Annotated in this window: 21 protein-coding genes and 3 pseudogenes; 18 read left to right on the top strand and 6 right to left on the bottom strand. The window is 72.6% G+C overall.

Going from position 1 to position 25608, the window contains the following annotated elements; translation table 11 throughout:
- The coding region (locus E1291_RS23050; RefSeq protein ID WP_165495252.1) for an ABC transporter permease at nt 1-703 on the bottom strand (703 nt) is incomplete at its 3' end.
- 307 nt (nt 704-1010) lie between these two features.
- Between E1291_RS23050 and E1291_RS23045 the strand changes: the two genes are divergently transcribed.
- The 8 genes from E1291_RS23045 to E1291_RS23015 all read left to right on the top strand — a co-directional run bounded on the left by E1291_RS23045 (nt 1011) and on the right by E1291_RS23015 (nt 11061).
- Nucleotides 1011-2180: a sensor histidine kinase gene (locus E1291_RS23045; protein ID WP_165495251.1), complete on the top strand. Its 1170-nt coding sequence runs from the start codon at nt 1011-1013 to the stop codon at nt 2178-2180.
- Nucleotides 2177-2845, top strand: a complete 669-nt coding sequence (locus tag E1291_RS23040) for a response regulator (protein WP_131740056.1) — start codon at nt 2177-2179, stop codon at nt 2843-2845. The genes E1291_RS23045 and E1291_RS23040 overlap by 4 nt, the downstream gene beginning before the upstream one ends.
- A gap of 318 nt (nt 2846-3163) precedes the next feature.
- Nucleotides 3164-3322, top strand: a complete 159-nt coding sequence (locus E1291_RS42175; RefSeq protein ID WP_165495250.1) for a hypothetical protein — start codon at nt 3164-3166, stop codon at nt 3320-3322.
- A gap of 96 nt (nt 3323-3418) precedes the next feature.
- Nucleotides 3419-4015 carry a 4Fe-4S single cluster domain-containing protein gene (locus tag E1291_RS23035; RefSeq protein ID WP_165495249.1) on the top strand — a complete coding sequence of 199 codons (597 nt, stop codon included), beginning with the start codon at nt 3419-3421 and terminating at the stop codon, nt 4013-4015.
- A gap of 56 nt (nt 4016-4071) precedes the next feature.
- Nucleotides 4072-5871 (top strand): serine/threonine-protein kinase, encoded by a 1800-nt coding sequence (locus E1291_RS23030; RefSeq protein WP_207400885.1) that lies wholly within the window; start codon nt 4072-4074, stop codon nt 5869-5871.
- Nucleotides 5872-6262: 391 nt separating this feature from the next.
- On the top strand, nt 6263-8713 hold the full coding sequence (locus tag E1291_RS23025) for a N,N-dimethylformamidase beta subunit family domain-containing protein (RefSeq protein ID WP_131740054.1): 2451 nt from the start codon (nt 6263-6265) through the stop codon (nt 8711-8713).
- A gap of 51 nt (nt 8714-8764) precedes the next feature.
- Complete coding sequence (locus E1291_RS23020; protein WP_131740053.1) at nt 8765-10015, top strand: MFS transporter; 1251 nt, start codon at nt 8765-8767, stop codon at nt 10013-10015.
- Nucleotides 10012-11061: a TolB family protein gene (locus E1291_RS23015; RefSeq protein WP_131740052.1), complete on the top strand. Its 1050-nt coding sequence runs from the start codon at nt 10012-10014 to the stop codon at nt 11059-11061. The genes E1291_RS23020 and E1291_RS23015 overlap by 4 nt, the downstream gene beginning before the upstream one ends.
- Nucleotides 11062-11067: 6 nt before the next feature.
- Here the strand turns inward: E1291_RS23015 and E1291_RS23010 are convergent, their stop codons facing one another.
- Nucleotides 11068-11613, bottom strand: coding sequence for a TetR/AcrR family transcriptional regulator (locus tag E1291_RS23010; RefSeq protein ID WP_131740051.1), 546 nt, complete (start codon nt 11611-11613; stop codon nt 11068-11070).
- Between the two features lie 374 nt (nt 11614-11987).
- Between E1291_RS23010 and E1291_RS23005 the strand changes: the two genes are divergently transcribed.
- The 3 genes from E1291_RS23005 to E1291_RS22995 are packed head-to-tail and all read left to right on the top strand — an operon-like array spanning nt 11988 to nt 15349.
- A complete protein-coding gene (locus tag E1291_RS23005) occupies nt 11988-12269 on the top strand; it encodes a hypothetical protein (protein ID WP_306434477.1) in 282 nt (93 codons plus the stop codon).
- 31 nt (nt 12270-12300) lie between these two features.
- Complete coding sequence (locus E1291_RS23000; RefSeq protein WP_131740050.1) at nt 12301-12930, top strand: DUF6879 family protein; 630 nt, start codon at nt 12301-12303, stop codon at nt 12928-12930.
- A gap of 13 nt (nt 12931-12943) precedes the next feature.
- On the top strand, nt 12944-15349 hold the full coding sequence (locus tag E1291_RS22995; protein WP_131740049.1) for an ATP-binding protein: 2406 nt from the start codon (nt 12944-12946) through the stop codon (nt 15347-15349).
- A gap of 2 nt (nt 15350-15351) precedes the next feature.
- Here the strand turns inward: E1291_RS22995 and E1291_RS22990 are convergent, their stop codons facing one another.
- Entirely contained in the window at nt 15352-16197 is an 846-nt protein-coding gene (locus tag E1291_RS22990; protein WP_131740048.1) for a methionyl-tRNA formyltransferase, read from the bottom strand.
- A 355-nt stretch (nt 16198-16552) separates the two neighbouring features.
- Here E1291_RS22990 and E1291_RS42170 point away from each other — a divergent pair, with 355 nt between their 5' ends.
- Genes E1291_RS42170 through E1291_RS22975 form a run of 4 tightly spaced genes read left to right on the top strand, consistent with a single transcriptional unit; the run spans nt 16553 to nt 21160 of the window.
- Nucleotides 16553-18862, top strand: coding sequence for a tetratricopeptide repeat protein (locus tag E1291_RS42170; RefSeq protein ID WP_165495248.1), 2310 nt, complete (start codon nt 16553-16555; stop codon nt 18860-18862).
- Nucleotides 18859-20163: a CHAT domain-containing protein gene (locus E1291_RS42165; RefSeq protein ID WP_165495247.1), complete on the top strand. Its 1305-nt coding sequence runs from the start codon at nt 18859-18861 to the stop codon at nt 20161-20163. Before E1291_RS42170 ends, E1291_RS42165 begins: the two co-directional genes overlap by 4 nt.
- 26 nt (nt 20164-20189) lie before the next feature.
- Nucleotides 20190-20543 (top strand): hypothetical protein, encoded by a 354-nt coding sequence (locus tag E1291_RS22980; RefSeq protein WP_131740046.1) that lies wholly within the window; start codon nt 20190-20192, stop codon nt 20541-20543.
- On the top strand, nt 20540-21160 hold the full coding sequence (locus tag E1291_RS22975) for a hypothetical protein (protein ID WP_131740045.1): 621 nt from the start codon (nt 20540-20542) through the stop codon (nt 21158-21160). The genes E1291_RS22980 and E1291_RS22975 overlap by 4 nt, the downstream gene beginning before the upstream one ends.
- 54 nt (nt 21161-21214) lie before the next feature.
- Here E1291_RS22975 and E1291_RS45180 read toward each other — a convergent pair.
- Nucleotides 21215-21511 (bottom strand): annotated as a pseudogene (locus E1291_RS45180) (LysE family translocator); the annotation flags it as partial.
- On the opposite strand from E1291_RS45180, the pseudogene E1291_RS45175 reads away from it, so the two are divergent.
- Nucleotides 21398-21658: pseudogene (locus E1291_RS45175) on the top strand (pentapeptide repeat-containing protein); the annotation flags it as partial. The pseudogenes E1291_RS45180 and E1291_RS45175 sit on opposite strands and share 114 nt — an antisense overlap.
- A gap of 132 nt (nt 21659-21790) precedes the next feature.
- On the opposite strand, the pseudogene E1291_RS45170 reads toward E1291_RS45175, so the two are convergent.
- A pseudogene (locus E1291_RS45170) lies at nt 21791-22045 on the bottom strand (LysE family transporter); the annotation flags it as partial.
- 112 nt (nt 22046-22157) lie between these two features.
- Between E1291_RS45170 and E1291_RS22965 the strand changes: the two are divergent.
- Nucleotides 22158-22610, top strand: a complete 453-nt coding sequence (locus E1291_RS22965) for an Lrp/AsnC family transcriptional regulator (protein WP_131740043.1) — start codon at nt 22158-22160, stop codon at nt 22608-22610.
- Between the two features lie 938 nt (nt 22611-23548).
- Nucleotides 23549-23905 (top strand): hypothetical protein, encoded by a 357-nt coding sequence (locus E1291_RS22960; protein ID WP_131740042.1) that lies wholly within the window; start codon nt 23549-23551, stop codon nt 23903-23905.
- Between the two features lie 324 nt (nt 23906-24229).
- On the opposite strand, the gene E1291_RS22955 is transcribed toward E1291_RS22960, so the two are convergent.
- The gene (locus E1291_RS22955; protein ID WP_165495246.1) at nt 24230-25450 is read right to left on the bottom strand and encodes an MFS transporter; all 1221 of its coding nucleotides are present in this window, start codon (nt 25448-25450) and stop codon (nt 24230-24232) included.
- Nucleotides 25451-25608 lie beyond the last annotated feature (158 nt).

Genomic DNA, 25608 nt, shown 5'->3' with positions numbered 1-25608 from the left:
GCCTGGCCCGCGCCGCGCCGCCCACGGCGGCCGACACCCGCCGCGCCAGATCGCGGCGCGGCAGCCGGGTGCCGCCGCCGACGGTGATCGAGGTCAGCGCGCCCGGACGGCCGAGCAGCAGCCGCTGCGCGGACGGCAGGTCGAGCCAGACCCGGGTGTTGCCCGGGTCGGTGCCGGAGAAGTCGGCGAGGCCGGTGACCGTGGCCCGGAACGCGCCGGGCACCGCGACGATCCGGATCACGTCGCCGACGCGGACGCGCGCCCGGTCCGCCGAGACCCGGTCCAGGACCGCCTCCCGGGGGCCGCGCGGCGCTCGTCCCGCAGCGAGCCGGGCGGTCGCGCGCGGCGTCGGGTTCCACGCCCCGGCGAGCGTCGGGATCGTCGTCTTCGTCCCGATGCTCGCCAGCGCCGAGCCCCCGTCGGCGGCCCTGTCGACGACCTTGCCGCGTGCGTCGGTCACCGCCGCGTCGTCCACGGTGACGTCCGGGTCGGCCGACGCCACGCCGGGCACCGCCCGCACCGCCGCCAGCAGCGTCTCGGGGATCGTGCCGCCGTCCTGCGCGGCGGTGACCGTCACGTCCGGCTCCTCGACGCGGTACGCCGACGACACGCTCTCGGAGAACACCAGCGCGCCGGTCACGAACGCCACCGACAACAGGATCGCCGCGCACGACAGGACCAGCCTCCCCTTGCGCGCGGCCATCCCCCGCAACGTCAACCGCAACATCACCGGCCCTGCGCGGACGAGGCGGCGGGGACGCGCGGGTGCCGGGGATGTCATGGAGGCTCCGATCTCAATGCTTGACGGGTCGCGACGGACGGGGCTCGGGGCCGACGGTCTGCGGGGTTCCACGGTGACCGGCGGAGGGGGGTCGGCGGATCGGGCCGGGGACCCGATCCCGTGGGGCGGCCGGGGGCGGCTCCGGGGGTCGCCGCATAGACCGTGGTCTAGGTCGCTGATCAGCCCGGAGGCGGAAGGCACGGGCGGAATCGACCGCTACCGTGAAGACGTGGATCCAAGGCCGCCGCTGCTCCAGCGGCTGACCCTCGGGCAGCTCCTCGCGGCCGACGTCGTGCTCGCGGTGCCGCTGGCCGCGCTGTACCGGCCGACCGGTACACAGCTCGACCGCGCCGGGCTGCCCGCCGCGGGCTGGTACGCGATCGCGGCGACGCTGGCCGCGGCGGTGGTGATCCGCCGGGTGGGGTCATGGCCCGCGCTCGCGCTCGCGGTCGCCGGTTTCCTCGGCGCGTCCTGGTACGGGTTCGACAAGTCGCCGACGGTCGCGCTCGCCCTCGTCCTGTACACGCTCGGCGCGGCCCGTCCCCGCCGGGAGGCCGTCGCCGGGCTGGCCGCCGCGCTGGCCTGCCTCGGCTGCTGCGTCGCCCTGGCCGAACCCGCGCCCCGCCTGCGGGACGGGTCCGCGCTGGACCTGCTCGCCGGGCACGGCCTCCTGCTCGCCGGGGCCTGGGCGGCGGGGCAGATGACGCGGGCCCGGCGCGCCTACGAGGCCGGGCTGAGCGAGCAGGCGGAACGCCGGGCGCGGGCCGAGCTGACCCGCGAGCGGCTCGGGATCGCCCGGGAGCTGCACGACGTCGTCGCGCACAGCATGAGCGTGATCGCCGTCCAGGCGGGCGTCGGCCACCACGTGATCGCCCGCCATCCGGACGAGGCGGCCCGCTCGCTGGCCACGATCGAGACCACCAGCCGGGCGACGCTGCGGGAGATGCGGGTGCTGCTGGGCGTCCTGCGCGAGGAGGCCCCGCCGGCGGACGGCGACGGCCTGCGGACCGCGCCCGGCCTGGCCGGCCTCGCGGCGCTCGTCGAACGGACCGGGCAGGCGGGCCTCACCGTCGACCTGCGCGTGCAGGGCGAGCCGCGGCCGCTGCCGCGGGGCGTCGACCTGGCCGGGTACCGGATCGTCCAGGAGGCCCTGACGAACGTGGTCAAGCACGCGGCGACCGGCACCGCCCGCGCCCGCGTCCGCTACCGGCCGGACGGCGTCGAGATCGAGGTGACCGACGCCGGGCGAGGCTCCCCCGGCGGGTCCGTCCCGTCCGGGCACGGGCTGGTCGGGATGCGCGAGCGGGCGGCGCTGTACGGCGGCGAGTTCGCGGCGGGCCCGCTGCCCGCCGGAGGGTTCCGGGTGTGGGCCCGCATCCCCGCCGGGGAGCTTCCGTGACGCTCCGGGTCGCGGTCTGCGACGACCAGCTCCTGGTGCGCGCCGGGTTCCGGGTACTGATCGACACGACCGACGGCCTGGAGGTCGTCGGCGAGGCGGGCACCGGCCGCGAGGCCGTCGACCTCGTCCGGCACAGCCGCCCGGACGTGGCGCTGATGGACGTCCAGATGCCCGAGCTGGACGGCATCGAGGCGACCCGGCTGCTGCTGGGCGGCCCGGACCCGGTGCCGTCCCGGGTCCTGATCCTCACGACCTTCGACCTGGACCGGTACGTGTTCGAGGCGCTGCGGGCCGGGGCGAGCGGCTTCCTGCTGAAGGACACTCCGCCGGGCGAGCTGCTGCGGGCCATCGAGGTGGTCGCGGCGGGCGAGGCGCTGCTGTCCCCGCGGGTGACGAGTCGGCTGGTCGCCGAGTTCACCCGGCGTCCGGCGGTCGCCGCGCACGCCGCCGAACGCCTCGCCGGCCTCACCGTCCGCGAGCGCGAGGTCCTGGTCCTGGTGGCCCGCGGCCTGTCCAACACCGAGATCGCGGCCGCCCTGCACCTGTCGGTGGCGACGGTGAAGGCCCACGTCGGACGGCTGCTGATGAAGCTCGCCGCCCGCGACCGCGCCCAGCTCGTCATCGCCGCCTACGAGTCCGGCCTGATGACCCCCGGCGCCCTCTAGACCACATTCGGCCGGACACCGAAGTCATCCACGTCAAGGACGTCACACCGCCGGTCGAGGGCGTCCTGCCCGGCTCCGCCGGAGCGATCTCGGCGCTGCAGCACGGTTCACGGGTCAGCCTCCGCTGGGGTGCCGGGACCAACGCGGCCGACTACCAGGTGACCCGCAACGGAGCGCTGCCGGCCACCGTCACGGGGACGACGTACCTGGACTCCCAAGCCTCGCCCAATCAGCAGTACACCTACACGGTCGTCACGCAGAACCAGCAAGGCGTCGCACCGCCCACGACCCTATATGTGCAGACGACGACCGAATCGGATGACCAGCGCGTACCTGCGCACGAACAACGGGCCGGCGATGTGCGCTCGGAGCGGGATCCCGTCCTCACAGACCTTGGTCTGCCAGGTCCTCACCGGCAACGGCTGGACGTCGGCGGCTTCGGCCCACCTTGACACCGGTTACTCCGACGCCTACTGACCGCGTCCTGCGGGATGCGGGGATGGAGAGCATCCGGCCACGTCGGACCGGCCGGCGTCGGGAGGGGTCCCTGTGGAGCGGAGGTCTAATCTCGGTGTGACCGAACGACCCGGTGATCGCGGTGGAGCCGCGGAGCCCGCTCGGCCGCCGCGGACGGCACGGCGGTTCGGCCGGGAGCCGCGCACGCTGCGGGTGCACGACTTCGAGGCGGCCGTCACGGACCACGGCCCCGGCGTCCGCGCGGTGCTGTGGCTCCAGGGCTGCACGCTGGGCTGTCCCGGATGCCGCGTGCCCGAGACGCATCCCCGGCGCGGCTACGAGGTCACACCCGACGGCATGTTCGCCCACATCGCGGCGCTCACCGGGACGGTCGAGGGGGTGACGATCACCGGCGGGGAGCCGCTCCAGCAGTTCCGCCCGCTGCTGCGGCTGCTGACGCGCGTCCGGGAGGAGACGTCCCTGTCGGTGATCCTTCTCACCGGCCACCGCTGGGACGAGGTCGCGCGGATGGCGGGCGCGGCGGCGCTGCGCGACCGGGTGGACGTGCTGCTCGCCGGGCGGTACGAGCGGGAGCGGCGCGTCGGCACCGGCCTGCTCGGCTCGTCCAACAGGACCGTGCACCTGTTCACGAGCCGGTACACCCTCGCTGACCTAGGGCTCCATGGAGGTGAAGGCCGGCACGGTGCGAGCTAGCGCGGTTTGGGGGGATATAGACGCTTTCTGGGGACAGTGGTTCTAGGCTGTCGCCCGTGACCTCTGGGCAGATGGTGATAGACGGCCGCTTCGAGCTGCGGGAACGGCTCGGCAGCGGTGGCATGGGCACGGTCTGGCGCGCGCTCGACCTCGCCCTGGAGCGCGAGGTCGCGCTGAAGGAAGTGCGGCTCGCCGACACCGAGGTCGCCCACCAGGACCCCGAGATCGTCAAGATGATGCGCGAGCGGGTGATGCGCGAGGCCCGCGCGCTCGCCCGGCTCGACCACCCGAACGTGGTGACCATCCACCACATCGTGGACTCGCCCGCGATGCCGCACCCGTGGCTGGTCATGGAGCTCGTCCGCGGGCGGTCCCTGCACGACCGGCTGGTGGACGGGCCGATGACGCCCGCCGAGGGCGCGGCCACCGGGCGGGGGATCCTGGCGGCGCTGCGCGCGGCCCACGAGGCCGGCATCTGCCACCGCGACGTCAAGCCCGCGAACGTGCTGCTGCGCGCGGACGGCACGCCCGTCCTCACCGACTTCGGCATCGCCGTGCTGGAGGAGGCGTCCCGCGTCACCGTCACCGGTGGCCTGGTGGGCTCGCCGGAGTACATCGCGCCGGAGCGGCTGCACGGCCACGAGGGCAACCCGGCGTCGGACCTGTGGTCGCTCGGCATGCTGCTGTACGTGGCCGTCGAGGGCACCAACCCGTTCCGCCGGACGACCGCCGCCGCGACGCTCGCCGCCGTGATGACGGCGGAGATCCCGCCGCCGCACCGCTCCGGCCCGCTGGCGTCCGTCCTGCGGGCGCTCCTGGTGCGCGACCCGGACACCCGGCCCGCGGCCGCGCAGCTCGACCACATGCTCGCCCAGGCCGCCGCCGGGACGGGCGCGCCCGGCGGGCCGCTCACACCGGGCGGGCCGCTCACACCGCCTCCCGCCGTCTTCCCCGTGCCGGGCCTCGGGACGACGCCGCCGTCCGGCCCCGGATCGACCGTGCCGCCCCACCTCGGGACGCCTCCCCCTCCCGGCCTCGGGACGAACCCGCCGTCCGGTTTCGGGACGACTCCACCTCCCGGTCACGGGTCGACCATGCCGCCCGGCCTCGGGACGGGCGCGGCGCCGTTCCCCTCCGCGTTCCCGCCGCCGGTTCCGATCAACGCGCCGGGGAACGCGGAGCGGCGGCGCTCCCGGGGGCGGCTGACCGCCGTCACGGTGACCATCCTCGCGGTCGGCGTGGTCGCGGCGCTGCTCATGACCGTCTTCATCGCCGTCCCCCGGCTCATGGACGCCGCGGACAAGGCCGCCGCCGGCATCCCGAGCCGGCCCGGCCCCGGTACCCCGACCGGGGCGACGAAGACCGGTGGGCCCGCGCGCGGCGGCAGCGGCGGCGACGGCAAGACCCTGCTGACGCCCGCCGCCGTCCGCGATGTGATCAGGAAGATGCAGGCGGCGTCCGGCAGCAAGCTGTTCGCCGAGTTCACGGTGTACGAGAACCACGCGTCCGCCGACGCGCCCGTCGCCGGGCGCAGGTCGGCCTTCGACAACTACACCTTCGAGAAGGGCGCGGAGGCCGCCGTGCGCAGCCGTCCGAGCATCGCCATCACGACGGGCGACGCCAAGGTCAACCTCAACGCGTTCAACTGGGACGCCCTGCCCGCGCTGCTGGCACGGGCCGCGCGCACGCTCAAGGTCCCCAAGCCGACCAACCGGTACATCATCGCGAAGGCGTCCTGGACCTTCAACGGCGACCAGCCGACCATGCTGGTCTACCTCATCGATGACTACGGCGCCGGCTACCTCGCGGTCAACACCAAGGGGAAGATCATCCGCAGCTACCCGGCCAACTCCTGACCCACTCGCGTCGCCACACTGCCGCGTCACCACTCTGCCGCGTCACCATACTGCCGAATCTCCGCGTAGCACGAATGGCGGAAGGAACGGGAACGGGCGGCGGGGCGGCGGGCCTGGAAAGGTCCAATTAATGTCTCGGCTCACCTACTTCCCGGCAGCGATTGACAAGTCGCGCACCGAGAACTCGGCATTGGCGGCGCCCGACCGCGGTGACGCGGAGTGATCCACCGAGGTGGCGGGGACGGAAACGGTAAACGTGCCACTTTCGGCCAGCCGAAGAATAGACGCCCCCTATGCTCGCCATCTCGCCTGATCTAATTTGAAGCGGTCTTCCGAAAGAGCACGCCGGCCCTTCGCCGCCCGAATCGGCGGCAGGCTGAGAGGTGATCGGATGTTCGCGCGCAGCCGAGCGGGAACGGCCCTCCTGATCGCGACGCTCGTCGCCGTGGCGGGCGGGTCCGGGCCGCTGTCCACCACCGTGGGGGCGGCGACGCGGCCCCAGACCCCGAAAGTCGATCCGCCCCCGCTTCCCGTCGACCCGAGGACGGCCCAGGACTCGCTGGACAGCCTCGGAATCAGCGGCTACGCGAGCCGGATGAGCGTCGAGCCCGGCCAGTCCGTGTCGTTCAGGGTGACCACGAAGAGCCCGAACTTCCGGGCGACGATGGTGCGGGTGGTGCACGGCGACGCGGATCCGCGCGGGCCGGGGCTCAAGGAGCAGGTCATCGCGTCCGACGTCAACAAGGACTATCCGGGCCGTTACCAGACTCTGCCGCTCGGCTCGTACGTGACCGTCCCCGACCATGACGCCCTGCGGCCGGACGGCAGCTTCACCCTCGCGGCGTGGATCGCGCCGACCACCGTCCCCGGTTCCAAGCTCAACCCCATCGCCTACCAGCGGACGCCGGTCGGCACGGGCGCGGTGCAGGGCATCGTGACCAAGTGGTCGGACAAGGAGAAGGCCGGCTACGGCATGGTCGTGGACCGGGACGGCGGGCTGGGCCTGCGGCTGACCGACCACTCCGGGACGGCCCACGAGGTGAGCACCGGCGTGAAGCTGAAGCCGTGGGCCCCGGCGCTGCGGGGGGTCGAGCCCGGCGGCGTCGTCCGGCCGCAGCACGTGACCTCCTCCGGCTGGTACTTCGCCGCGGTCTCCTACGACGCGTCCACGGGCAAGGTGACGCTCTACCAGGACCCGCTGACCGGCCACCCCAACGACTCCGCGGCCCTCGTCACGCGCACGATCGGGGCCCGCGGGCTCAAGAACGCCAAGGCCCCGCTGCTGATCGCCGCCTACCAGGGCGCCGGGGACCGGCCCGCCGGGTTCTACAACGGCAAGATCGACGCGCCGCGGGTGTTCGACCGGGCCCTGGACGAGCGGGAGCTGCGCGCCCTCGGCCGCGGCGGGTCCGCCGGCGGGGCGGTGGCCGCCTTCGACTTCTCCCGGAAGATGGACACCGACCGGGCCGTGGACACCTCCCGCAACCACCTGGACGGACGCGTGGTCAACCTGCCCGTCCGCGCCGTCACCGGCCACAACTGGAAGGCCGACGAGCAGGACTGGAAACGCGCGCCCGACCAGTACGGGGCGATGTACTTCCACGACGACGACCTCGGCGACGCCGCGTGGGAGCCGAGCTTCACCTGGCGCGTGCCCGACGACGCCCGCAGCGGCGTGTACGCGGCGAAGCTGGAGGCGGGCGGGCGTGTCTACCACGCACCGTTCGTCGTCCGGCCCAAGCGGGGCAAACCCACCTCGAAGGTCGCCCTGCTCGTGCCGACGTTCAGCTACCTGGCCTATGGCGCGACGGGCGACTTCGTGAGCGGGATGAGCCAGTACTCCCGCCACTCCGACGGCAGCGGCATCGTCTACTCCTCGGGGTTGCGGCCGCTCACCAACCAGCGTCCGCTGGCCACCGGCGCCAAGGGCGAGGGCAGGCCGTGGCAGTTCGAGGCCGACACCCACATCACCGACTGGCTCGAATCCACCGGCCACAAGGTCGACTACATCACCGACCACGACCTGCACCGCGAGGGCGCGAAGCTGCTGGACGACTACAAGGTCGTCATCACCGGCAGCCATCCCGAGTACACCTCGGAGACGATGCTCGACTCTCTCCAGGGCTGGCTGAACAACGGCGGCCGCCTCATGTACCTGGGCGGCAACGGCTTCTACTGGGTCACGCCCCTCGACCGCACCGGCACCTACACCGAATTGCGCCGCCACGACGGCACCGAGGCGTGGCAGGGCGCCCCCGGCGAGCACTACCACAACACCACCGGCGAGTACGGCGGCCTGTGGCGCTTCCGCGGCCGTCCGCCGCAGCAGCTCGTCGGCGTCGGCTTCACCGCTCAGGGCTTCGGATCCCGGATGGGCACGGGCCTGTACGCCCGTCCACTGGAGCGCTCGCCCCAGAGCCACGACCCGAAGGCCGCCTGGATCTTCAACGGCGTCAAGTCCACCGGGCCCATCGGCGACTTCGACTCCCTCCAGGAACCGGGCGGCCCCATGGGCGAGGAGCTCGACCGCGCCGACTATGCCCTGGGCAGCGCCGACAACACCATCGTCCTGGGCTCGGGCACCGGCTTCGGCGACGAGTACCTCTTCGTCAAGGAGGAGAACAACACCGCCAACCTCATGGAGGGCGGCACCATCAACTGGCTCGTCCGCGGTGACGTCGCCCTGACCCAGTACCCCAAGGGAGGGGCGGTCTTCTCCGCCAGCTCCATCTCCTGGGCGGGCTGCCTGTTCTACAACCACTACGACAACGACATCTCCACCATCACCGGGAACGTCCTGAACACCTTCGCCACCGACAAGCCGCTCCCTGGCACCGGCTGACCCGGGCCCGTATCCACCGGGTGGGTCCCCTACCCGTCCACCGGAGGCCACGTGTACGTATCGGTACGCGGCATCCCGCACGGCACGAGAGCGGCGGCCCGGGTCCCCCGGGTCGTCGTCGTGCTCGGCCTGGTGAGCCTGATCACCGACGTCTCCACCGAGATGGTCACGGCCGTCCTGCCGCTGTTCGCGACCCTCGCCCTGGGGCTCACCCCCCTGGCCTACGGGATGCTGGACGGCCTGTACCAGGGCGCGACCGTCGTCGTGCGGCTCCTCGGCGGCTTCGGCGCGGACCGGACGCGCCGTCCCAAGCTCGTCGCGGGCGCCGGGTACGCGCTCGGCGCCGCCGCCAAGCTGATGCTGTTGCCCGTCGGCGGCGCCGGGGCCCTGTCGGCGGCGGTGGCCGTGGACCGCGCGGGCAAGGGCCTGCGGACCGCGCCGCGCGACCTCCTCATCGCCGCGGCGGCCCCGCCGGACCGGCTCGGCCGGGCCTTCGGCGTGCACCGGGCCCTGGACGCGACCGGCGCGCTGCTCGGCCCCGTCGTCGCGTTCGGCCTGCTCGCCCTCGCCCCCGGCGACTTCGACATGATCTTCGTCGTGGCGTGCTGCGCGGCCGTCCTCGGGCTGCTCCTGTTCGTCCAGCGCGTCCCGGAACACGGGTCGAACCACGGGTCGGAAAACGGGCCGGAACGGGACGACACGCCGCCGGTCGCGCTCCGCGACGTCGCGGCGCTGCTGCGGATCCGCGGGTTCCGGCGGCTGCTGTGCGCCGCCGCCGTCCTGTCCGCGGCGACGATCGGGGACGGCCTGCTCTACCTCGCCCTCCTGCACGGCGGCTCGGTCACGACCCGCTGGTTCCCGCTGCTGTTCGTCTGCACGAGCCTGGTCTACCTCGCGCTCGCCGTGCCGTTCGGCCGGCTCTCCGACCGCCACGGCCGCAACCGCGTCCTCACCGCCGGATACGGCCTGCTGCTGGCCGCCTACGTCACCGCGGCGCTCGCCGGCGGACCCGCCGCCGCCCTGCTCTGCCTGGTGTTCCTCGGCGCCTACTACGCGGCGACGGACGGCGTGCTGCCCGCGGCGGCGGCGCCGCTGCTCCCCGCCGGCCTGACCGCGACCGGGATCGCCGCCGTCCAGGCCGTCGCGGCGGCCGGGCGCGCCCTCGGCGCCGCGGCCTTCGGCGCCGTCTGGACGGCCGCCGAGGGCGGCACCGCCGTGTGGACCTTCGCCGCCGCCCTCACGGCCGCGCTGCTCACCGCCGTACCGCTGATCGCCCGACACCCCCGGACGGAGCCCCGATGACCCGGTCCATCCCGCGCAGGATCACCGACGGCCGGATCATGACGGCGCTCGCCGTCCTCGTCGCCGCGGTGGCCGCGAGCTGCGTGACGTCCTCGGTGCTGCACGCGGGCGCGACCGGCGGCGGCACCGGGGGCGGCACGGACGGCGGCACGGCGAGCCTGCCGAAGGGCCGCGAGATCGTGTTCCGGTCGCTGCGCACCGGACCCGCGTTCGGGCACATCGCCGCGCTTCCGGCGGCCGACCCGCGGCGCGAACGCGTCGTCCTCCCGACCCGCTGCGAAAGGACGGCCGCCGCGCCCGTGGGCGGCCTCTGCCTGCGCCAGACCCGCAACCCGATCCAGCTGTTCTCCGCCACCCTCTTGGACGAGCGGCTCCGTCCCGGCAAGGAAATCCCCCTCAACGGCATCCCGAGCCGTGCCCGCGTCTCCGAGGACGGCCGCTATTACGCCACGACGGCCTTTGTCACAGGCCACTCCTACCTTTCGAACGGCTTTTCCACCGAGACCGTCATCGGCCGGGTCGGCGGCGACCTCGTCGGCAACGTCGAGAAATTCACGTTCCTGCTGAACGGGCAGCGCAACGACAACGCCGACCGCAACGTGTGGGGCGTGACCTTCGTCCCGGGCACCGAACGGTTCTTCGCCACCATCGCCACCCAGGACCACCGATACCTCGTCGAAGGCGACATCGGGCGGCGCACCCTCACCGCCCTGCGCGACAACGTCGAATGCCCGTCCCTGTCCCCGGACGGCCGGCGCCTGGCCTACAAGAAGCGGACCGGCCTCAACACCGACGTCTGGCGCTTCCACGTCCTCGACCTGGCGTCCGGCGTCGAGACCCCGCTCCCGGAGACCCGCAGCATCGACGACCAGGCCGCCTGGCTGGACGACGGCCACGTCATGTACGGCGTCCCCAAGGGCGGCTCGGGCGGCCGCAACGCCGACGTCTGGGTCACCCCGCTCCAGGGCGGCGCCCCGCACGTGCTCATCCCGGACGCCGACTCGCCCACCGTCCGCGACCCCGCCAATTCCCGCACACAACGCTGACCGAGGTCAGCGGGGAACACCGAGCCCGTCGAGGACGATTCCCACGGCCCGGTCGACGGCCTTGCTCTCAGCGGGCGTCGCCACATGGGCGAGGGCCCTGACCAGGAGCGTCACGTCCGCGACCGTGACGTCCGGGCGGGCGTCCCCCGCCTCCTGGGCACGTTCGAGCACCCGCCGGATCGCGTCGCGGAAACTCAGCGCCGCCTCGGTGACCGGCTCGGTCAACCCGTTGCCGTGCGTCGGCAGCATGTTCAGCAAGGTCATCTTGGTCGCCCCGGTCGACACCAGGACACGCACCAGCGACGTGAACGCCCTCCCCGGGTCGTCCTCGTCCCCGAGCCGCCGCAGCTCCGCCTCCAGCTTTCCGAGGTAGCGCACGGCGGTGGCCTCGATCAGATCCTGCTTGGTGGGAAAATGCCGGAAAACGGTGGCCACGCCGACCTGGGCCTGCCGCGCGATCTCCTCCGTGGACGCACCGGCACCGCCCGTCCCGAACACCTGCTCGGCGGCGACCAGGATGCGTTCCCGGTTGGCCGCCCCATCACGCCGCACGGCGATCCCCCCTACGGTCCAGGCTGGTCCCCGGAGTGAACGCCCCTGGAATGAACAGCCCCTGGAGTGCCGACTCCGCCCAAGGATAGAGGAACCCCCATCCCGGGGACGCGACGGCCGCCACGCGACGCCGATCTCAGAGCCGCCGGTTCCTCGCGGACTTTCCCACAGCACCGATTCGCCTACAAAAGTATTCATACGCGACGTTTAACGGAATCCACCGGCATCGTCGCGATGACAAGGTGCGCTCTCGTGCACATGTCGCACTTCACCCGCGCGGCCGAGCGCGGGATGCGGCGACCATTGACCGGGTCCGCGACGGGAAGGTAACCTTCATTCGAGCATTTCTGCGCGCACGCCTTCCGACGACCGAGGTGGAGTTCGTCATGGCGGAAAAATGGGAAGCCGATGCCGGCGCGGAATTCAAGCGGCGCCTCGGGAAGTCGGCACATGAGCTGGGCACCACCAGCGGCGATGCGAGCTGTCCCGACATCTGGGAGCTGGACAACGGCGATATCGCCGTGATCGGGACGGAGCTCACGAGCGCGTACCGCCGGCGGCTCCCGGCCGGCGTCTCCGTCGACCCGGGTGAGAGTCTCATCATTATTCCGCGCAGTACCATCGTCGCGGCGAAGAGGGACATCCCAGATGAGTAGGACGCTCCTTGAGGGTGCCTCCGGTCAGACGATGAACCTCGATGACTACTACGCCGACTTCAGGGAGAGCATCGCCACCACTCGTGAATTCTGGAAGCTGGAGCGCGGCCAGAACTTCGCGGAGCCCGGCAACGCAAGCTGGGAGGCCTTCAACCGCGGTGACTGGCGAGAGTCCATGCGTCTGCTCGAAGAGAACCGCGCCGATGTCGCCGATTATCACCGGGAAGCCGCCGCGAACGGGTTACGGACCCATCGGGTGAGAATCGTCGAGTTCCCCCTCAGCGCCTACCTGCACTGGGAACTGCACGCACTGAAGATCAGAGATGAGACCGGCGGCCCGATTCGCGTGCTGCCCGCCGCCGAGGTCCGGCACCTCGAGGATCGCGCCCCGCTCCCGGAGATCTATTCGATGGACGACCGGAAGCTCTTTCAGGCGATCTACGACGAGAACGGGGTGCTGGCGAACGCCCGCCGATTCACCCAGGTGGACGTCGTGCGCCGATGCCGTGACCTCATCGTCGACCTGTGGCGGATCGGCGAACCTCTGAGCGCCTTCTTCGACCGTGAAGTGGCGCATCTCCCGCCGGCCCGCCCCTCCGGCACCGTCGTTGAGCCCGGCTACCTTGAGATAAGGGGCCGTCCGGGTCCGATTCGTTCATAGCCGATCGTCACCGATGACACGGAGAACGGGCGACACGGGCGACACGGAAGACGCGAACGACCAGGAGAACCGCGCCGAGGTCGCCGACGTCGGCGGTGGCGTCGTCCAAGCACGTGACATCGCCGGCGGGGTCAACATCTACGGCTCCGGCGGCGCCGGCTACCGGAACCCTCCGCCGCGGCAGCTGCCGGGCGACGTACCGCACTTCGTCAACCGCACCCTGGAACTGGCCGAACTGGGACGGGTCTTGCGGGCCGTTCCACAGGACGACCAAGTGGTACCGCGGGTTCTCGTCATTTCGGGCTCTGCCGGAGTCGGAAAGACGGCGCTCGCGCTGCGCTGGGCGCACACGGTGCGGCCCCGGTTCCGATCCGGGCAGCTCTACGTCAATCTCCGCGGTTACGACGACGGGCCTCCCCAGGATCCGGCCTCGGCCCTCGACCGGATGCTGCGGGCCTTGGGGATGCGAGGCGGGGCGATCCCTCGCGACATCGAGGACCGTGCCGCGGTCTTCAGGACGCTCACCTCCGATCGAGACATCCTCATCGTGCTCGACAACGCCGTATCGACCAGCCAGGTCAGGCCGCTCCTGCCCGGCTCGGGCAAAGCCCTGGTGATCGTGACGAGCCGGAGCACGCTTCCGGCCCTCGCGGTTCGGGACGGCGCGACCAGGATCCACCTCGACACGCTCTCCGAAGACGATGCACTGAAGCTGCTGAAGGTCGTCAGCCAGCACGGGCGCGACGACACCGACGCCGAGCTCCAGGAGCTCGTACAGCTATGCGCGCGTCTTCCCCTCGCGTTGCGCATCGCAGGAGAACGCGCGGCCTCCCAGCCCATGATGCGACTGGCCGAGCTGATCGACGACCTGCGCGATGATTCGCTCATCTGGGACGCGCTCAGCCTGAGCGAGGATTCGGCCGGCGAGGCGGTCCGGACCGTTTTCACCTGGTCCTATCGCGCCCTGTCGGCCGACGCCGCGCGAATGTTCCGTCTCCTCGGCGTGAACCCGGGCACCGATCTCGGCCTGCCCGCGGCCGCCGCGCTCGCCGCGGTACCCGTCCGTACCGCGCGCCGCGCATTGGACCTGCTCAGCGGCGGCTTCATGGTGACGGCCTCGGCTCCCGGCCGCTACCAGCTGCACGACCTGCTGAAGGCGTACGCCCTCACCGAGGCGCGTACGAACGACTCCCCCGACGCGCTTCAGGCGGCGATCCGCCGGCTCTCCGCCTGGTACACCTCGACGGTCGAGCAGGCGGTGCGAGCACTCGCCTCCGGTGATGCCGTCGATGTCCGCCTCAACGAGCCGGGCATTCCCCCGCCTTTGACGTTCACCAGTCCGGCGGCAGCTCATGAATGGTTCGAACTGGAGAGACCGAATCTGGTGGCGGCCGCCCGCTCCGCGCTGGAGCACCGGCAAGCCGATGCGGCCTGGTCCCTCTCCATGGCGACGAGTCCCATTCATATGCACTACTTCACCTTCGACGACTGGGCGGCCATGAGCGACGTGGCCGTGGCCGCCGCGGAGGTCATCGGTGATCCGCTCAGGCAGGCGGCCGCACTCGCCAACAGAGGAAGGTATCTCTTTCGCAGGGGCCTGCTGGCCGATGCCCGCCGTTCTCATGACCGGGCACTCCAACTCCGCCAGGAGAACGGCGACACGAGAGTGGTCTGCGAGTCGCTCAACGCGTTGGGTCTGGTCTGTCTGCGCACGCGCGAGCTGCCCAGGGCGATCGACCTTTTCAGCCGGGCCGCGGCCGGGTTCGAGTCGCTGGCGAACCCCCGCTGGGCGGCGCTCGCGCGCTCGAACGCCGTGGAAGCGCATCTTGAGCTGGGAGACGCCGCACGGGCTCTCACGCTGGCCTCCGGACTGCCCGACATCTTCCAGCGGCTCGACGATCACGCTTCGTACGGGAACGTCCATTGGCTGATCGCCTGGGGTGAACGGCTCGCGGGAGACCTCGAAGCCGCCGCCGCGAGCATCGCCGTCGCGCTCGGCGTCGCGGAAGAGGCCGGCAACCGGATATGGGAAGGCTTCTGGCTCATCGAGGCCGCGCGTGTTCACCGTGCCGCGGGAGCTTTGGACGAGGCGATGAACTGCTGCGTCCTGGCGGCTTCGCTGCAAAGGCAGATCGGTGATGCCGGAAGGGAGGCGATGGCGCTGAACTGCACTGGACAGGTCTTTCAGGCGCTCGGAAACTTCGACGACGCGATCGCCTTCCACAGTCAGGCCCTTCGCATGAACGACGTCGCCGGCGACGACTGGCAGGCGGCCCTGAGCATCGCCGACCTCGTCGCCTGCCACCGGGCCCGAGGAGACGCCGCGAACGCACGTGACCTCTCCGAGCGTGGACGCCGGCTTCTCCAGGCGTTCGACGACGGCCAGGCCATCATCCTGCGTGAACGCCTGGCCGAGTGATATCAAACGGGTTCGTGGTCCGTTATCCACAGTGGCCCGTCCGCACATTCCACGACGAGGCCCCCCTCCTTCACAACGCTCGTATCGAGGATGCGGATGCGGCGTCCGCCGATCTCAACGACCGGGCCGGATCCACGGTGCAGGAATCTGTACACACGGACTTGATGATGTGCGTCCAGCCTGCCTTGCTCCCACGTGATCTCTTCCCACTCTGGCGGCGGGAAGCCCGCGTAGGTCGCCGATTCCTCCGCCTGCTCCACACCCGGGACGCCGGCCAGGGCCATGGTGATGGCCTGTTCGAGCAGTGCGGGCAGCCCCGTCCGCACGAGGTTCCATGTATCCGCGGGAGACGCCCTGTCGGGTATACGCCCGACGACACCCTGCGTCAGGATCGGCCCGGCGTCGATCCGCTCGGTCATGCGGTGAACGGTGACCCCCAGTTCCGCGTCGCCGTTCCGGACGGCCCAGGGGATCGGCGAGGGACCGCGATACCTGGGAAGAAGAGAGGGGTGAACGTTGAGGACCCCGTAGCGGGGCCCGCCGAGGACCTCGGCGGGGATCCGCCAGTTGAACCCGAAGACCAGCAGAAGATCCACTTTGTGGCCGCCGAGCATCGGCTGAAGTTCCACCGGACCGCTCGGCAGAAGCAAGCCGATGTCAGGCGGCAACTCGGGGATGGTGGCGGTCACTCCGGAGAGAACATCCGGCTCCGGCGTACTGTGCGGACGCATCGACCGGCTCATGAGATAGACGACCGGTTCGTGGCCTAATTTCTGTATTATTCCATTAAGAAGGCTGAATTGTTCAGCACCGTAGGAGGCAATGGCGACACGGATTTTATCGCTCACGACGGCCACCCTAGCGGACCTCGAGAACTCTTCCCGCCGTTCGCCCCCGAGCGGGGGCCCTCAGCCGTCACGCGAGCGCGCTACCTGAGCGGCGGGGCGATGCCGGAGGCGAGCCCCGCCGGGAAGATCGCGAAGCGATTCGCGCTCGCACAAGACCGGTCACGAAGCGAGCGCCGGCGAGCGCAGTGGGCCGGGATTGCAATGAATACGGCCGCATGCGGACGTTGGGGGGCTGGGGTTTTCGGGTGTTGAGGTGGGGGTGCGAGCGGAAGCATGGAAGGCGGTAGGGTCACGCGGTCCGTCCAGGCGCCGGGACGTGGTCCGTGCGGGTCATCGGTGCTGCCAGGGGGCGCGGGTGGGGATCGGCGATGTCATGCGGGCGGCCGCTCTCGCCGCGCGGCTGGACGTGGCGGTGAAGGCCGCCGCCGGGGAGGCGACACCCCGGGCGGTCTTCGGCGGGCGGGCCGTCGAGGCGGCGAGACGCCTCGCCGAAATGGTGGATCGGGCCGGGGGTGCCGATCCGTTGGCTCTGCGGTCGCTGACGCGCTTCCATCTGGCGCGCCACCAGGCGTTGCCCGTCGCCGAGGGGTCCGGCGATCTGGCGGCGGCGGCGCGATTCGCCATGATGCTGATCCGCGCCGATCCCTCGGCCCTTCCCGCGCCGTTCGCCTTGTGCCGCGACGCGGGCGAGGTCTCCGCCCTTCTCACGGCGGAACGGGCCATGCCTCTTTTGCGGGAGAACGGTTCTCAGAGCGATCCGGCCATGCTGGACGACGCCGTCCGGCTGCTGGAGACTTCGAGCTCCGCCCTGGCCGAGGGGCATCCCTTGCGTGGAATGGTGCTCTCCCGCCTTTCAGCGGCCCTGCTCGCTCGTTTCCTCGGTTCCCGGCTGGCGGCGGACGTCGATCGGGCCGTGGTCATCGGGCGCGCGGCCGTCGCCGGGTCGGACTCCGACATCGAGAAGGCGCGCGCGGCCTTCAACCTCGGCCAGGCGCTGCTGGCCCGGTACACCGAAAGGACGGTCGTCGTCGATCTCGAAGAGGCCCTGACCACGCTGGAATCGTCGGTCGCCCTGACTTCTCCGGGGGACCCCGAACTTGAGCGGAGGACCGCCCGGCTGCAAGCGGCCCGGGAAACGCGGCAGCGGTTCGAAGAACTTCTTGACGACGGGGTCGCCATTTCCCGGGCGGCTTTGGATTTCTGGGCCGAAGACGAGTCACGCCGGGTGGAGAACCTGGAGAACCTGGGGCTTTTCGCCTTCACCCGGTTCGAGAGGTCGGGCTCGTCCGAGGATCTCGACGAAGCCGTCACGGCGCTGCGCGACGCGGTCGCCGCCACCGATCCGTCCGATGAGGGTCTCGCCCGGCGTGGCCTGTACCTCGGAGACGCGCTCCTCGCGCGCTCGCGCCTTTCGGGAACGGCGGGCGAGCTCGACGAGGCCGTCCGGGTCACCCGGGACGCGCTGGAGCACGCCGCCGAAGGGTCCGCCGACCGGGCCGCCTGCGCGGCGGCGCTCGGCGGGCAGTTGCGGATCCGGGCCCAGCGGGACTCCTCGATCGCCGACCTGGACGAGGCGATCGGCCTCTGCCGGGAGGCCGTCCGGCACGGCCCGGTGAAGCACCGGCTCCTCGGGCGCATCAACCTGGTCGGGGCCCTCGGCACGCGCTTCGAGTGGCTCGGCGCGCTGGCCGATCTCCACGAGGCGATCGACATCGCCGAGGCCGCGGTCGCGGAGGCGGACGCGGGGCAGCGGGCGGTGTGCCTTTCCAACCTGAGTGTGCTGCGGCGCCGGCTCTACGAGCAGTCCGACGACCCGGACGATCTGGACGAGGCCATCGAGACGGCGCGCGCGGCCGTGGCGGCGGGCTTCGACTCCGATCCCGGCCGCGACCGGCATCTGGCCAACGTCTCCGCTCTGCTGGCGATGCGCGGTCTTCTGGACAGCGCGCGACCGGGCGACCTCGACGAGGCGATCAGCGCGGCCGAGTCCGCGCTCGCCCTGACCCCCGACGGGCACTGGGACCGGCCTCGCTGGACCAGCAACCTCGCGCTCGTGCTGCGCAACCGGGCCGAGCGCGCGCGGTCGGTGTCCGGCGCGTCCGAGGCGGTCGCCGTGGGACGGGCGGCGCTCGACGCGCTGCCACCGGCGCACACGGACCGGAGCGCGGTGCTGTCCAACCTGGCCTCCTGCCTCCAGCTGCGCGCGCAGCTGACCGGCGACGACGCGGACCTGCACGCCGCCCTCGACCTCCTGACGGAGGGGGGCGCGCTGACGACCGCGCCGGTCGGCACCCGGCTCCAGTCGCTGCGCGGCGCGGCGGAGATGGCCATGGGGCCGGCGCCGGAGGCGGCGGTGCGCTTCTACGAGACGGCGGTCGGCCTCCTGCCCTTGGCCGCCTCGCGCGCGATCGAGCGGCGCAGCCAGGAGCGGCGGCTCCAGAGCGTGGCCGGGCTCGCGGGGGACGCCGCCGCCGGAGCGCTGGCCATCGGCGACGTGACCAAGGCCGTCGAGCTGCTCGACCACGGGAGGAACGTCATCTGGAACCAGATCCTCGACACCCACGACGACCTCGCCGAGCTCCGGGCCCGTCACCCCGGCCTGGCGCGCGAGCTCGCCTCGGTCGCGCGCGAGCTGGCCGACCCGGCGGACGGGGAACCGGAGTGACCTCGGGTCCCGGCGGCCACGAGGCCGCGGCGGCGCGGGCGGCGCGGCGGCGCGCCCTCGCCGAGCGCTGGGACAAGCTCGTCAAGGAGGTCCGCGGGCTCGACGGGTTCGGCGGCTTCCTCTCGCCGCCACGGCTGCCTGGCCTTCTCCCGGCCGCCGAAGGGGGCCCGGTCGTCACGGTCAACATCAGCCGGTGGCGGTGCGACGCGCTGCTCGTCACCCGGGACGGCGCGCGGGCGGTCCCGCTGCCCGAGGTGACGCTCACCGCCGTCGCCGAGCGGACCGTCGCCTACCTCGAAGCACTGCACCTCGTCGACTGGGCCGCCGACGACCTGGCCGCCGCGCGGGAGCGGTACGAGCGGGAGGGGTCCCCCGCCTCCGTCACCGCGTACTCGACGGCCGCGCTCGCCCTGCACCAGGCCGTGAACCGGCGGGAACCCGTTCTGGCGGCGCTGCTGGAGTGGCTCTGGGACGTGATCGCCGAACCGGTCCTGACGGCGCTCGGCCTGGTGGAGCCGCGCGGGGACGACCCGGACCCGCCGCGCCTGTGGTGGTGCCCGACCGGTCTGCTCACGCTGCTGCCCCTGCACGGCGCCGGGTATCACGCCGCGGGCGACGGCAGGACGGTGCTCGACCGCGCGGTGTCCTCCTACACCCCGACGCTGCGCGCCCTGGCCAGAGCCCGCCGCCCCGCCGAACCCCGGACCGGGAAGGCGCGCATGCTCGTTGTCGCGGTGCCCGACGGCCCCGGCCAGGCACCGCTCGCCGACGCCGCCCGGGACCGGGACATGCTCACCTCCCGATTCCCGGGAGCGTGCACCCTCCTGGAAGGGGCGGACGCCACCGTCGCGGCCGTGCGGGCGGAACTCGCCCGCCACACGTGGGTCCACTTCAGCTGTCACGGGGACCAAGACCTCGGCGACCCGTCCCAGGGCGGGCTGGCACTGCACGATGACGTCCTCCGCGTCGCCGAGGTCGGGGTGGGACGGCACGGGGGCGAGTTCGCGTTCCTGGCGGCCTGCAAGACCGCGATCGGAGGCGCCGCGCTTCCCGACGAGACCATCACGCTGGCCGCCGCTCTCCACCATGGCGGCTACCGGCACGTCCTGGGCACACTGTGGTCGGTGCGCGACGGTATCGCCGCCGACGTCGCCGAGTCCGTCTACGCCGATCTGTGCTCGTCCGGGAGCTTCGACCCGTCCCAGTCCGCTCGCGCCCTGCATCGGGCGACACGCAGCCTCCGCGACGACCGGCGGCTGCCTCCCAGTGCGTGGACCCCGTTCACCCACACCGGTCCCTAGCCGGCCCACGATCCCAGGAGAAGCCCGTGCCCTTCGGCCTGCCCTTCCGGCGAAACCGAGGACCGCTGCCCTACGCGGAGACGACCGACGCCGAGTACGCGCGCCTCGTCGCGCGCACCTTCACCACGGCCGAAACGCGGCCCGGCACGCTCATCCTGAGCGGGCCGTGCCCCCGCTGCTCCGCCCCCATCGACATCCCGGTCGTCACCGAGGTCTTCCGCGCCCGGCGCTCCCGCTCCGGCGGAAGCGGGGGCGGGAGCGGGGACGGTCCGCGAGTCGAGCCGATGGCGTGCACCTGCGACGAGGAGCATCCCGCGCGTCCTGAGGGCGTGCAGGGCTGCGGCGCCTACTGGACCCTCCTCGTGCCAAGCCCCCGATGACGGATCCGCTGGCGCCGGGGCCCCACCCGGCCACCCCCGCCGACCTGCGGGCCGCCCAGGAACGCGCCCGGCTGCTGCGTGAGGAGCTGCCGCGCGTCCGCGAGGCGGCCGCCGCGTGGCGCAACGGGCTCGGCGGCGTGCTCGCCGCCCTCGTCGGCTTCAGTGCGATCAAGGGCAGGTCCGACCTCACCCAGCTCGCCCCGGGCTGGGCGCTGACAGCGGGCGGGCTGCTGTTCGGTGCGCTGGTCGCGGGGGTCTGCGGCGCGCTTCTGCTGTTGCGCGCCGCGCACGGCAGGCCCGCCGCCACCGCCGCCCGTCCCCTCCCCCCGCGTGTCGTCGCCGATCACATCGAGGCCATCGCCTCGGCCAAGGCCCTGCGCCGGGGCATCGCCTCCACGTTGACCTGCGCGGTCCTTCTCATGAGCGCGCTGGCCACCACGTGGTACGGGCCGTCGCGCACCAGCCCCGCCCTGCGCGTCACGACCACGTCCGGTCTCGTGTGCGGTACGGCCGCGCGCACCGACGGCGCCCGCCTCGTCCTCCGCGTCTCAGGTACCGAGGTCGCCGTCGCCTACGCCGACATCACCGATCTTCGCCCCGTCCCCGCTTGCCCCTGACTGTTCCCCGTGACTCATGGCCCCCTGGCCATGGTCGGGCCGTGCGCGCTCCGGTCAGGCGCCTACGAGGTGGCCGGCCAGGAGCCAGCCGCCTATGCCGACCATGGCGGCGCCGGACAGTCGGCCGGTGAGGCGGGCGGCGGCCGGACGGCCGTGGAGGGCGGCGCGGGCGACGGCGCCCAGGCACAGGTAGAAGACGGCGCAGGTGCCCATGTAGGCCAGCCCGAGGACGACGATCTGCCCGGCGATCGGCCAGGTGCCGTCCGGGTCGGTGAACTGGGGCAGCAGGGCGAGGAAGACCAGCAGGCCCTTGGGGTTGAGTCCGCTGACGCCGATGCCACGGCGGAACATGCGCCAGTCGGTCCCGGCCGAGACGTCCGGCTGCACTGCGCCCGGCTGCACTGCGCCCGGCTGCACTGCGCCCGGCTGAGCGGCGCCCGGCTGAGCGACGCCTGGCTGCACGGCGTCCGGCTGAGCGGCGCCTGGCTGCACGGCGCCCGACTGCGCTACGTCCGACTGCACGGCGCCCGACTGCACGGCGCCCGATTGAGCTGCGTCCGGCGGAGCGGCGTCCGGGGCATCGTCGGCGCCGGGATCGCGGGAAACGCCGGGGCGGGCCAGGGCCGTGACGCCGTGCCAGACCAGGTAGGCGCCGCCGACGAGGGTGAGGCCGGTCAGCAGGGTCGGGGACCCGGCGACGAGGGCGCCGACCCCGGCCGCGACGACGACGGTGACCAGGGCGTAGCCGGTGACGAGCCCGCTCACGGCGGGGACCAGCGAACGGCCCCGGAGACCGGCGCCGATGGTGAACGCCCAGTCGGCGCCCGGTAACGCGATGAGCAGGACGGCGACCGTCCAGAAGGCGAGTATGGAGCCCGTGTTCATGGCAGATCCTTCCCAAGTCTGGATTGTCCAATAGGAAGGATATTTCGAAATCACGGAGATCGGCTTCCAATTTTGCCCCCTACTGCGGCGTTTGAGTGGAAGTATCTTCTTTATGGATGCAATTGATCGGAAGATCCTTGCTGTACTCCAAACGGACGGCCGGGTGACGATCACGGAGTTGGCGTCCCGGGTGGGACTGAGCGTGTCGCCGTGCCACCGGCGGCTGAGGGAGTTGGAACGGTCCGGGACCATTCGCGGGTACCGGGCGGTCGTGTCGCCCGCGGCGCTCGGGCTGACCTTCCAGGCGCTGGTATTCGTCACGATGCGCCAGGAGGACCGCGAGACCCTGCTCGGCTTCGAGAAGCGGGTCGCGCGAGTGCCCGAGGTGGTGCAGGCACAGCGGCTCTTCGGCGATCCGGACTACCTCCTGCGGATCATCACCGCGGACCTGACGGCCTACCAGGAACTGGAGGACGACGTCCTGTCAACGCTGCCGGGCGTGCAGCGGCTGACGTCCGCGCTGGTCATGAAGCACATCGTCGACGATCGGCCGCTTCCCACCTGAGGGCCCGGGGCCGGCTCCGGGATCACCGAGGGTCGCATTCCCGCTGCCCTAAAGGGCACTAATGGCGAGTTTCGGCCCGCCGCTTCTCCGCTCAAGGCCGGAGATATCCCAGGTCAGAAAGAGACGAGATCGACGGTTCACCCCTCAGCCCCTTCGGAGTCACCCACGATTAAATGACCGATTTCTGGCACCTCAGAACGGTCAGTAAAATCTGTAGAAGTTTCATATTCTGTGGCCGACCAAGCAAGGGTGAGAGCATGCCGGCTTCCGCGCCGCCCTCCGCCGAGTTCTCCGAGCTCGCGGGATCGCGCTGCGCCGGCGCAGCGTCGGTCGGCCTACCGGCGGCAGGCGTGGTTGCACGGCCGGCTCCTCGCCGACCCGGCCGTGTGGCAGGCGAGCGAGCGGGAGATGCGCGCCGCCGACGCCGTCTCGCCCGCGTCCTGCCGCCCGTACGCGGTGCCGGTCGGCGCCGACCTGGGCGGGATGTACCTCGCCGGACGGGACATGCCGGAACCGGCGCCGCCAACGAGAACGTCCCGAACCTGTGGTGAAGCACCCGGGAGACCTGGGACGGCTCACCGGAGCCGTCGGCGCGGCCGGGGCTGCTCGCCGCCGTCGGCTCCGACGGCGCCCGCGCGGTGTCCCTCAACCTGACCGACGGGCCCGTGGTGATTGCGATGCGCGAGGACGGGCGGCCGCGCCTGCGACCGATGGCGGCGCAGCTCAACCGGCGACTGCCGCCAGGCACAGTGACCATCGCGGAGGACGTGCACTCGGGCACCTGGGGCCGCCTACCACGCAGGCCATGCACGATGCCGCGACGCGGGCGGACGAGCACGGCCCGCCCGCCTTCGCCATGTGCGCCGGGCCGCCGCCGGAGCAGCCCCCACCCGGCCGCCCGTACGCGCTGGCCGAGGGAGCCCGCACAGGCGGGCCGGTTGCCGACGGTCAACCGGCGCGCCCGCCTCATCGTGCACGGGAACCCACTGCGCCAAGAGGCGACGGCGCTGCCGCACGTCGTGGCGTGGGCGAACGGGTCGCTGCTGCCGCTGCGTCGCCCGCCGTCCAGCTGGGCGACCCGCGCGGTGGGCGCGGCCCCGCCAGAGGCCGACGCTGCTGGACTCGGCCGCTCCGCTGCCGTCCCCGCGCCCACGGGGGCCGCGGGGGCGGCGACCGCCTTCGGCGCGTCCGCGACGGAGTCCGGCGGCTCCTGGCCGCCCGCGTTCGCTCCCGCGCCCTCTCGCGTCGCCGCGTCCGGCGCGTCGGGATCCGGTGCCTCCGCCTCCGACGGCTGACCGCGCGCCGACCGGATGGGCCCTCCGGCCTCCGTGGACGTCATCAAACGATCATCACGATCTTGGACGCCTTGGACTCGGGCCGCCGCTACCACCTGCCGGATCTTCCGGACGGGCGCACCGTCGGCGACGTCGCCAGGGTGGTCGGCGGGGGCACGCGTGGAACGACCGCGCTGGCGGGACGGGTCGCGGGCGGATCCGGCGTGGGTGGCGATGTCCGGTCGCTGTCCCTGGCTGGTACCGCGCTCGATCACGTGCCGCCGGTGCGCGACGGCGGGATCCGGGAGGGCGGCGTCTTCGGCATCAACGGGCCCGGGTCATGGGTCATGGGTCGCGGCTCAGTGCGGGCGTCATGCAGATCATCGTCGTCATCAGGAGCAGGAAGGTGAGCATCGCCGTGCGCAGCCCCGCCGACTCCGCGATGCCGCCCACGAGCGGCGGGCCGGCCATGAAGCCGATGTACCCGATGGTCGACACCGCCGCGATCGACGGCCCGGGACGCCGGGACGGGGTCTCGGCCGCCCGGCTGAAGGCCACCGGGACGACGGCCGCCAGCCCGAGCCCGATCAGCGAGTACGCCGCGAGGCCCGTCCACGAGAACGGGAAGGCGATGGCGATCGTGGAGCCGGACGCGGCGAGCAGGCCGCAGCGCAGCAGGAACCGGCCGGGGCTCGTCCGGTCGCGGATCCGGTCGGCGGCCAGCCGGCCCGCGACCATCCCCACCGAGAAGACCGCGAACCCGGTCGCGGCCGTGCCGGCGGACGTGCCGGCGATGTCGCGCAGGTAGAGCGAGCCCCAGTCGTTCATCAGCCCCTCGCCCATCAGGGCACAGAACACGACGAGGCCGGGCGCCCAGAGCCCGCGGGACGGCAGCGCGAGCAGCGGGTCCGAGGCGGCGAGGTCCGGGCCGTCCGGCAGCAGGAACCCGGTCGCCGCGGCGCAGACCGCCGACAGCACCGCCGCGGCCAGCAGAAAGTGCGTCCCGACGCTCATCCCCGCGGCCGCGGCGAGCCCGCCCGCCGCCGCGCCGGTGACCCCGCCGAGGCTGAACATCGCGTGGAAGCCGCCCATGAGGGGCCGGGAGTAGGCCCGCTCGGCGAGCACGCCCTGGGTGTTCATGGCGACGTCGATCGCGCTGTTGCCGATCGCGAACGCCACCAGCACCGCCGTCAGGCACGCCAGCCGCGGCGCCGACGCGATCAGCGGCAGGCCCGTGAGGTACAGGGCGGCCCAGATGAGCACCTTGCGGCTGCCCCAGCGGGCCACCAGGCCGCCCGCCAGCGGCAGCCCGAGGAACGCGCCGGTGGCCAGGCCGGTCAGCGCCACCGACAGGCCCCCGGCCGACAGCCCGAGCGCGTCCCGCACGGCGGGCACGCGCGCCGCCCAGGTGGCGAACGCGGCGCCGTTGACGAAGAAGACGACGCTGACGGCGGTCCGCGCGGCCCGCATCCGGGACGGCGTCAGGGCCGCGTCCTCCTCGTCCGCGGCCTGGCCGGCGTCGCCCCCGGTGAGGCGCGGCCCGCCTCCAGAGTCGTTTCTGGGCATGCTTCGTTCTCCCTCGGTGAATGGCATGGGTGCGGGCGCGCGAAAGGGGGCGGAGTCGCGGGGGGACGCGGCGGGGGCGCGCCGGCCGGGGAGCGATGGGGGGTGCGCGCGGGGCCGGGCGCGGACGCCGGGGTCGCGGGGCCGCCCCGGCTGTGCTG

The sequence above is a fragment of the Actinomadura roseirufa genome (assembly GCF_900659635.1).
GTDB classification, from domain to species: Bacteria; Actinomycetota; Actinomycetes; order Streptosporangiales; family Streptosporangiaceae; genus Spirillospora; species Spirillospora roseirufa.
Note: the sequence above shows the minus strand (reverse complement) of the source record. Positions and strands in the feature narration are given on the sequence as shown.

What these genes read in the sequence shown, in the direction of transcription:
- E1291_RS23000 (WP_131740050.1), top strand. Translation starts at nt 12,301, where the DNA reads ATGAACCTCGATGACTACTACGCCGACTTCAGGGAGAGCATCGCCACC.
- E1291_RS22965 (WP_131740043.1), top strand. Translation starts at nt 22,158, where the DNA reads ATGGATGCAATTGATCGGAAGATCCTTGCTGTACTCCAAACGGACGGC.
- E1291_RS22975 (WP_131740045.1), top strand. Translation starts at nt 20,540, where the DNA reads ATGACGGATCCGCTGGCGCCGGGGCCCCACCCGGCCACCCCCGCCGAC.
- E1291_RS23025 (WP_131740054.1), top strand. Translation starts at nt 6,263, where the DNA reads ATGTTCGCGCGCAGCCGAGCGGGAACGGCCCTCCTGATCGCGACGCTC.
- E1291_RS22995 (WP_131740049.1), top strand. Translation starts at nt 12,944, where the DNA reads ATGACACGGAGAACGGGCGACACGGGCGACACGGAAGACGCGAACGAC.
- E1291_RS42175 (WP_165495250.1), top strand. Translation starts at nt 3,164, where the DNA reads ATGACCAGCGCGTACCTGCGCACGAACAACGGGCCGGCGATGTGCGCT.
- E1291_RS23015 (WP_131740052.1), top strand. Translation starts at nt 10,012, where the DNA reads ATGACCCGGTCCATCCCGCGCAGGATCACCGACGGCCGGATCATGACG.
- E1291_RS22955 (WP_165495246.1), bottom strand. Translation starts at nt 25,450, where the DNA reads ATGCCCAGAAACGACTCTGGAGGCGGGCCGCGCCTCACCGGGGGCGAC.